We start from the raw sequence: 8,448 nt of genomic DNA on the forward strand, positions 1-8,448 counted from the left end.
CCCGTGCGAGGCGTTCCGTAGGCGGCCTCAGGCCGATCCTGCCCCCTGCGGGACGGCCGGGAACGGCACGAGGGCCACTGTTACGTTGTCGTGGCCCCCGCCGTCGAGGGCGTGACCGACCAGCACCCGGGCGGCGTGCAGCGGTCGTACGGCCGCGTCCGCGGGCACGGCCTCGGCCATCTCGGCGGCCGACTCCGCGTAGTTCCACAGGCCGTCCGTGCAGACCACGACCACACCGGGCCGGTCCGGCTTGAACGAGGCGGTGTGCGGCTCCAGTTCGTACGCGTCGGCGCCGAGCCAGCCGGTGATCGCGTGCGCGCGCTGGTCGGCGTACGCCTCGGCCTCGCCCATCAGTCCCGCGGCGACCATCTGCGCGGCCCACGAGTCGTCCTCGGTGAGCCGGGCCGCCGGGGCGGAGCGGTCGACCGGGATCCAGTAGACGCGGCTGTCGCCGACCCAGCCGACGACCAGCAGACCGGCCGTCACCACGGCGCCGACGATGGTGCACGCGGGGGCGTTCTGCTGCGGGGCGTGCTCACGGGCCGACGCGGGCTCGTCGGCCAGCGCGTTGACCGCCTCGGCGGCGGCGACGATCGCGTCGTGCATCGCCTGCTGCGGGTGCGTGCCGAGCGGCAGGGCCGCGAGCAGGGACTCGTTCGCCGCGCGGGAGGCGGCGAGTGACGCCTCGTCGGGGCGGGTCGCGGAGGAGACGCCGTCGCAGACGACCGCCACGGAGGCGGGGGAGCCGTCGGGCAACGTCGTGGTGCTCACGGCGAAGGCGTCCTCGTTGCGGTGGTGGCGCAGGCCGCGGTCGCTGACCGCGCCGATCGGTCCGCTTTCCTGTTCCATGTGGTCCCGTTCGCGTGGCTGGGCGTGGCCGCAGTTCTCGCAGTAGCCGTCGTCGTCGACCCGTCCCGCACGGCAGGCCACGCACACCGCGGCACCACCGGCGACCGTCCCCTGCTCGGCCGCCACCCGCGGGTCCGGCGCCTGGAGCGGATACTCGTCGGGCTGCGCGGCCCGCTCCTCCGGCTGCGCACGCCGGTCGAACCGCACCCCGGACGACGGCGCGGAGGGCTCCGCCGCCGGGGGCGGCGGCACGGCATCCGTCGACGCGTGGGTGCCTTCGGTCTGGGACGGGGGTACGGGGGCACCCTGGGCCGGCGGTGGTACGGGAGCGCCCGGGGCGGGGGGCGGCGGCAGGGGGGCGCCGGGCGGCGGGGGCGGTGGTGCGGGGGTGCCCTGGACCGGTGTTGCGTGGCCGGCCGACGTGTCGGGCAGGGGGGTGCCGGGCGGCGGGGGCGGTGGTGCGGGGGTGCCCTGGCTCGGAGACGGCGGCACGGGCGTGGCCGGGGCGTTGGGCGGCGGCACTTGGGCGTTGGGCGGCTGGGGCGGTGGCACGGGGTCGCCCTGGACCGGTGTTCCATGGCCGGCCGACGTGTCGGGGAGGTGGGCCGGTGGGGCGGTGGGGGCGTCCGGGGTGGGCCAGGACGGTGCGGCGGGCGGGGCCGACGGCGGCCGGGGCCGGTCACGGTCCGCCGAAGTCTGCGGCGGCACCGAGCCGTTCATGGCGATCGTCGGCTCGTCCCGCGGCCGTGCGGGGACCACGGACAGGTCGTATCCGCACGCACCGCAGAAACGATCACCCGACTCGAGGGGTTCCTCGCAGCTCGGGCACTTCGTCAGAGCGGCCTGCTGAGGCATCTGCGACATCAACTACACCCACGTCCGGGGGCGGTAACGATTGGCACGTTCCACCAGGTCGATCCTCTCCTCGCCGCTGCGCGCCAGCCGGGCCAGCGTGCGGTACGAACGCTCCAGGCCGAAACGGAGGCCCCGCTCGTCCAGGACGCTGCCGAGCAGCGTCCGCCCCCCGGCGGCGGGAGGAGCGGAACCCTGGCCCCCGGAGAGTACCCAGTCCAGCCCGCAACCGAGGACTTCGGCCGACAACAACTCGCGCCGTGCCGGATCCAGACCGTACGCCTCCAGGGCCTCGACCTGCCCGGCGGCGGCGCTCAGGTCGTCCAGGAACGGTACGTCACCGGCGGCGGCCGTACGCCCGCGCAACCGCGCCCGGACGGACGCCACCCGCGCGGCCGTGTAGTGGATGGAGGACTCCGGCACCGACACCAGCGTCCGCACGGCACCGCTGCGGTCCCCGGCCGCCAACCGCACCCGGGCCAGCCCGAACGCGGCGCTCACATGGCTCGGGTCGGTCGACCACACCAGACGGTAGTACTCGGCGGCGTTGTCCAGCTGGCCCAGCACCTCCGCGCACACGCCGAGCGCCAGCTTCGGCGCGATCTCGCCGGGGAACGCGTCGTAGATCGCGTCGAAGGCGAGCGCGGCACCCTCGTGGTCGCCGGTGACGAGCGAGGCCACCCCCCGGTACCAGACCACCCGCCAGTCGTCCGGGTCCTGCTCCTCCAGCGCGTCCAGCGCCGCCAGCGCGGTGGGCCACTCGCCGGTCTCCAGCCGGGCGCGGATCTCACGCAGCCGGGTCTCCGCCGACGGGGCGGGCGCGGCGGCGAGCGCGTTGATCAGCTCACCGGGCGCGGACGCCAGCAGACCCGCGAGGAAACCGGCGTTGGGGTCGGACGGGTGGACGTGCGGCACGGGCAGGGCGAGCGCGGCGGCGGCGCAGTCGACGGGCTTGACGAGGGCGGCGGGCGGGAGCGTGCGGGGCGTGCCCCCGCGGGGCTCGCGGGACTTGCGGGAACGGTCCGGGCGGGCGCCCAGGCGGGAGACGTCCCCGGCCGGCGCGGGGAACAACTCCGTGTCCGTCACCCGCGGTTCCGGGCCGAAGAGCGTGGACAGCGCCGGACGCGCCCGGCCCGACTGCAGGGAGACCACCTCGCGCAGCACGCCCGTCAGCTGCTCGGCCATCTCCTGCGCGGAGGAGAACCGGCGGGCCGGGTCCGGGTCGGTGGCGCGGACCAGGAAGCGGTAGAACGACTCGTACCGCCGGAAGACCTCGATGTTGTCCGGGTCGGGCAGCGAGTCCACGTAGACGTTCGTGTAGCCCTGGAAGTCGAACGTGAGGACGGCGAGCGTACGGGCCACCGTGTACAGGTCCGACGCCACCGAAGGACCGACGTCGGCGACCTCGGGCGCCTGGTAGCCGACCGTGCCGTAGATGGCCGACTCCTCGTCGTCCATCCGGCGCACCGCGCCCATGTCGATCAGCTTCAGCTGGTCCTCGGTCTGGATCGCGTTGTCGACCTTGAAGTCGCAGTACAGCAGGTTCCGGCTGTGCAGATGGCCGAGCGCCTCCAGGGCCTCGATGCCGTACGCGCACGCCTGTTCCACCGGCAGCGGATCGCGCCTGCCCTCCGGGGTGCGGCGGCCGTTGGCGATCTCCTTCAGCGACTTGCCGCCCAGGTACTCCATGACGATGTAGCCGTCGAGGGAGCCGGTGCGCTGGTCGAGGTGCTCCACGAAGTTGTAGATCCGCACGATGTTGGCGTGCTCGATCTCCGCGAGGAAGCGCCGCTCGGAGATCGCCGCCGCCATCGCGTCCTGGTCGCCCGTGTCCAGCAGGCCCTTCAGCACCACCCAGCGGTCCGAGACCGCCCGGTCCACGGCGAGGTAGATCCAGCCCAGACCGCCGTGCGCCAGACAGCCGACCACCTCGTACTGGCCGTGCACGACGTTCCCGCCCCGCAGCTTGGGGACGAACGAGTACGGGTGGCCGCACTTGGTGCAGAAGCCCTCCGTGCGCCCCGGCCGGCCGCCGCGGGCCCGGCCCACCTGCGCCCCGCAGTCCGAGCGCGAGCAGAACCGCTTCCGCTCGGGCACCTCGGGATGGTCCAGCACCATCGCGCGCGGATCGGGGCGCGGGATCGGCGGCACCTCGACCAGACCGGCACCGAGACGGCCCCGGCCGGAGGAGCCGGCGCCCGCGCCGGAACCGCGCACCGACACCGAGCGGCTCGTGGCCCGGCCCGACAGCGAGCGGGAGAGCCGCCCGGAGACCGAACGGCGGGACTTCGACGACTGGGACGACGTCCGGGAACTGCGGCCGCTACGGCCGCTGGAACGCCCGCTGCCCGCCGAACCGCGCGAGCCGCGGCCGCCCACCGTGATGCCGGTCGGGGCCGAGCCGACCAGGCCGGCCGGCGACACCACCGGGGCGAGGCCGCAGGTGTCGCAGTACAGCTCGCCGCCGCCGACGTCCTCGTACGCGCCCCCGCACTCGGGGCGCTGGCACCCGGTCCCGGGTGCCCGGTTCTCCGGTCCGCTCATGACGCGGCCTCCCCCTCGTCGCTCATGCGCCCGGCTCCCTCCGGTCGTCGGGCACGCCCTGGCCCGGTACCCGGGGCGCCGTGCCGAGGACCTCCGCCGCCGCCTGCTGGTAGCGCAGCACCGCCCGGTCGGCGGCGCGCAGGTCACAGGGTGCGCTCCACAGCATGCGGCGCGCCTTCTCGTACCGCTCCACCAGGACGGGGTCCTCGGCCAGACCGTGCCGGGCCATCTTCGCCTTGTACGCGTCCAGCCGGCCGCGCAGCTCGGCACGGACCGCCAGCGGTGCCGTCACCGCGGTCAACGACTCGCGGGCGCGCAGCAGTTCGTCCTCCGCCTTCTGCTCGAGGGACTCCAGGAGCGGGGACAGGCGGTGCCACTGGGCGTGTCTGCGGTACTCGGCCGCCGTCGACAGCTGCTCCTGCAGCACGGTCGGCGGCCCGCTGACCACCGGCACCTCCGTCGCGGCGATCTTCGCCAGCACCTCGCCGCGCGCGGTGCGGGCCTCGGCGAGGGTGCGGTCGGCACGGGACAGCACGTCCCGCAGCCTGACGATGCGCTTCTCGGCGTCCTGGCGGACCGTCAGCACCGCGTCGATCTCCCGGCGCACGTCCTCCAGGGCGCGCGCCTCACGGTCGTAGACCGTGGTGTCGGGGCGTCCGCCGCCGGGCGCCGAACTGCCCTCCGCCCGCTTCCAGTACGCCAGCGGGTCCGACACCACCTGCTCGCGCAGCCTCGTCAGCGTGCGGGTGATCCGCTCCAGGTCGTCGCCCGCCGGATGCTCGCCCGGACGCACGCCGACCGAGTGCGCGAGCCTGCTCGTGCGCTGCAACTCGGCGGCGAGCAGGTCGATCCGGGCGGGCAGCGCCGACCACACCGCGTCGGCGGCGACGACCATGTCCAGCGAGGTCGCGTACAGCTCGTTCATGCGGTCGACGAGGGTGGTGAGCGAGTACCGCTCGCTGAGCTTCCCGGGGGCGGCGTGCGGCGTCGGCGCGTTGGCGGCCGCCGCCGCACCGCCCGCCACGGTCACCGCGTCGCCGCGCAGCAGCTCCGTCAGCTCCACCAGGTCCTCACGGCTGGACCAGCGGCGGCGGGAGCGGATGTCCCGCGCCGTGCGCAGCGCGTCCGTGTACGCGTCGAAGTACGTCCACAGCAGCGTGATCGACGCCTCCGTGGCCGCCCAGCGCTCCTCGGTGACGCCGGTGAGCCGCGCGCCCTCCAGGAGTCTCCGGCCCGCGTGGTCCTGCAGGGCGAGGAGCGAGGTCTCGATCGCCTCGTGCTCCGCGCCGAGCCGCGCCAGCGCACGGTCCACCTCGTCCCGGTCCATCACCGGCCCGGTGGGATCCGTGTCGGCCATCGATCACCTCTCGCTGGGGGAGTTGCTGACGGTTGGGGTGTGTCCGGCTGGGTCGTCGCTTCGGGTCGGTCCGGGGTCGGTCCGGGTTCGGTTCGGGGTCAGTTCTCGCGCAGGTACTCCGGGGCAGGGGGCCTCGACCCGGAGGAGTCGTCGCCCAGGGTGGCCGACAGCCACGTGGTGTACGCGTCCTGCCAGCCGTCCGTGGTGTCCCCGCGGAAGTCCACCAGGATCCGGTTGACCCGGCGCACCAGGTCGTCCGCGTCCTTCTTCATCGCCACGCCGTAGTACTCGGTCGTGAAGGCCTCGCCCTTGAGCTGGACCGTCGGATCCTGCGCGGCCTGGCTGGCCGCGAGCGCGCCGTCGGTGACCACCGCGTCGACCTCGCCGAGCTGCAGCCGCACCAGGCAGTCGAGCTGGTTGGGGACGGTGGTGCGGATGTCGGTGGACGCCGGCAGGTCGCCCGCCTCCTTGTCCGTCTCCAGCTTCGTGTACGCGGTCGAGCCCGTCGCCGTGCAGATCTCCTGGTCCGCGAGCGTCTCGTCGTACCCCTTGACAGGTGAGGACTTCGGGGCCAGGACCTGCTGGCCCGTCCTGAAGTACGGCGCGGAGAACGCCACGTCCTTGATGCGGGCGCAGTTGATCGTCATCGTACGGACGACCATGTCGACGCGGCCGGCCTGGATCGCCGGGATGCGCTGGTCGGTCGGGATTGCCTTGAACTGGACCGCGTCCCGGTCGCCGAGTATGTCCTCGGCGATGCGGTGCACCAGGTCGATGTCGAAGCCCTCCAGGGTGCCGCTCTCGCCGCCGTTGGGGTCGCGGTAGCCCCAGCGGTAGCTGTTCTGGTCGACTCCCACGATCAGTTTGCGCTTCTCGCCCCGACGGTTCTTGATCGCCTCGATGGTGGGGCCGTCGGCGTCGGAGGGGGAGAGGGTCTGCTTCTCCGGGGCCGTGCAGTCCTCGTCCGCCTGGGTCCGCGCGGCGTGGGACACGGTCTGGCCGGTGGTCCTCGAGGGGCCGCCGGCCGGGGGGCCGGTGCAGGCCAGTACCAGCGCGAAGACCAGGGCCAGGGCGCAGGCGGTCGCCATCGCACCCACTCCGCCCCAGCCCTTCAGGCGGGCCCGCAGGTGTCGTGCGATCATCGTCATGGCCCCCTCCGGCTCGTCCACGCGTCCGTTCATCGGTACTCCGACAGCCTGCGGCCGATGCCCAGCACCGCGCCGGCCGCGCCCAGTACGGCGAGGACGGCCGCGCCGGCCGGCAGGCCCGTCAGCGCGTCCCGGCCGTCGCCGGCCGCCTGCTCGAACTCCTTCTCCTCGTGCGCGAGTGCCGTGGCCAGGTTCTCGTCGACGCCGTCGAAGCACTCGCCGGTCGCGCCCTTCGCGCCGATCACCATGTCCAGCGCCTGCTGGTAGTTGCCGTTCTCGTCCTGCTCGCGGGCCGCCGCGTGGCGCTTCCTCCACTCCGTCATGTTGCCCACCGCCGAGTCGACCGGCTGCTCGCCGTCGGCGTCGTCCGCGAGGCGCCGCGCCTGTGCCAGGCCCTTGCCGAGGGTGTCCATGTCGCGGCCGAAGTCGTGGTCGTAGGCGTCGAACGTCTCGTCGCCGACCTTCGTCGTCTCGGCGCCCCGGGCCACCAGGGTCAGGTTCTCGTTGCCCCTCGCCTTCAGGGAGGCGATCCGGGCGTCGTGCAGCACGTTGAGCGAGCGGACGCCGTGGTCGTAGGAGTCGTTCAGGCCCGAGCGGGCGAGGGTGTGGCCGGCCGTCAGCCAGAGGAGGACGACCGCCGCCGCCGCTGTCGCCGCCACCAGGCCGTGGTTGAGGACCCTGTTGGTGCGCAGGTAGGTGCGGCGCATGGCCCAGGCGAGGGCGGCCAGGGCGACGACGCCGAGGGCCATGGCGGGCCAGGGGTAGGGGGTCGCGTCCGCGTAGTCGTCGCGGAGGCGCTGGTTCTCCTTGGTGTAGAGGTCCTCCGCCGCCGGGAGCATCTCCTTCTGCATCTTCTCGTTCGCGTACCGCAGGTAGGCGCCGCCGACGGGGAAGCCCTGGCGGTTGTAGGTGCGGGCGCGTTCCACCAGGCCCTTGTACTCGGGGAGCAGGCGGTTGAGCTCGGTGATCGTCTTCGCGGAGGGGGAGCCGGGCTCCGAGTTGGCCGCGGCGTTGACGAGTTTCGCGGCGGCCGTGCGGATGTCGTTCTCGTAGCGGTCCCTGGAGGCGGCGGTCTCCTGACCGCCGGCCAGGAAGCCGCTGGACGCGGCGGTGTTGGCGTCGGCGAGGGAACGGTAGATGTCGGCGGCGTCCGAGGTGAGGGGCTGGCTGCTGGTGAGGACGTCGTCGGCGGCCGCGGCCCGTTCGGTCGTCTGCCAGGCGGTCACCGCGCCGAACGCGACGACGAGGGCGGCGAGGAGCGCGCCGATGATGCGGAGACGGCCGGGTTCGGTGGTGGCGGCCCCGCGGAGGCGGTCGACGCCCTCGGCGAAGGCGGTGCGGCGGGCCTGCGGCGGTGGCGGGGTGTGGGTGGTGGGGGTGGGTTGGGGCGGTACCGCCGGCAGCGTGGGCACGGGCGTGGCGGTGCCGGGTGGCGCCGTGCCGTTCGGCGTGTGTGTCATGTGACCTCCCCCGTGGTCATCCCTGGCGGCAAGTATCGCCGCCAGGACCGACATGTGCACCGGCCTTGGCGCGATCTTGATCCGATCGCAGCGCGATCGCCGGAAATCCCGCCCCCACCCTGCCCACGAACACGCCCGGGAAATCAGTTCGGTTCCCACGCGGGGAGCGTCAGGAGCGGTACGGAGAAGGGGGGGCCCCCCGGGGGGGGCGGGGGGGGCGCGCCCGGGGGCGCGGGTT

5 protein-coding genes are annotated in these 8,448 nt (G+C 74.1%); all 5 read right to left on the reverse strand.

The features are described 5' to 3' along the window. Positions 1-27 precede the first annotated feature (27 nt). The 5 genes from ACIA6T_RS04015 to ACIA6T_RS04035 all read right to left on the reverse strand — a co-directional run bounded on the left by ACIA6T_RS04015 (position 28) and on the right by ACIA6T_RS04035 (position 8,210). Positions 28-1,713 (reverse strand): PP2C family serine/threonine-protein phosphatase, encoded by a 1,686-nt coding sequence (locus ACIA6T_RS04015; protein ID WP_399444978.1) that lies wholly within the window; start codon positions 1,711-1,713, stop codon positions 28-30. A 3-nt stretch (positions 1,714-1,716) separates the two neighbouring features. Then, positions 1,717-4,245 carry a tetratricopeptide repeat protein gene (locus tag ACIA6T_RS04020; RefSeq protein WP_399444979.1) on the reverse strand — a complete coding sequence of 843 codons (2,529 nt, stop codon included), beginning with the start codon at positions 4,243-4,245 and terminating at the stop codon, positions 1,717-1,719. 22 nt (positions 4,246-4,267) lie between these two features. Further along, positions 4,268-5,602 carry a hypothetical protein gene (locus tag ACIA6T_RS04025; RefSeq protein WP_399444980.1) on the reverse strand — a complete coding sequence of 445 codons (1,335 nt, stop codon included), beginning with the start codon at positions 5,600-5,602 and terminating at the stop codon, positions 4,268-4,270. Positions 5,603-5,700: 98 nt separating this feature from the next. Beyond that, the gene (locus ACIA6T_RS04030) at positions 5,701-6,744 is read right to left on the reverse strand and encodes a glutamate ABC transporter substrate-binding protein (protein ID WP_399445303.1); all 1,044 of its coding nucleotides are present in this window, start codon (positions 6,742-6,744) and stop codon (positions 5,701-5,703) included. Positions 6,745-6,779: 35 nt separating this feature from the next. Beyond that, a complete protein-coding gene (locus ACIA6T_RS04035) occupies positions 6,780-8,210 on the reverse strand; it encodes a hypothetical protein (protein ID WP_399444981.1) in 1,431 nt (476 codons plus the stop codon). Between the last annotated feature and the right edge of the window lie 238 nt (positions 8,211-8,448).

This window comes from Streptomyces sp. NPDC051740 (genome assembly GCF_044453165.1).
Lineage (GTDB): Bacteria > Actinomycetota > Actinomycetes > Streptomycetales > Streptomycetaceae > Streptomyces > Streptomyces atrovirens.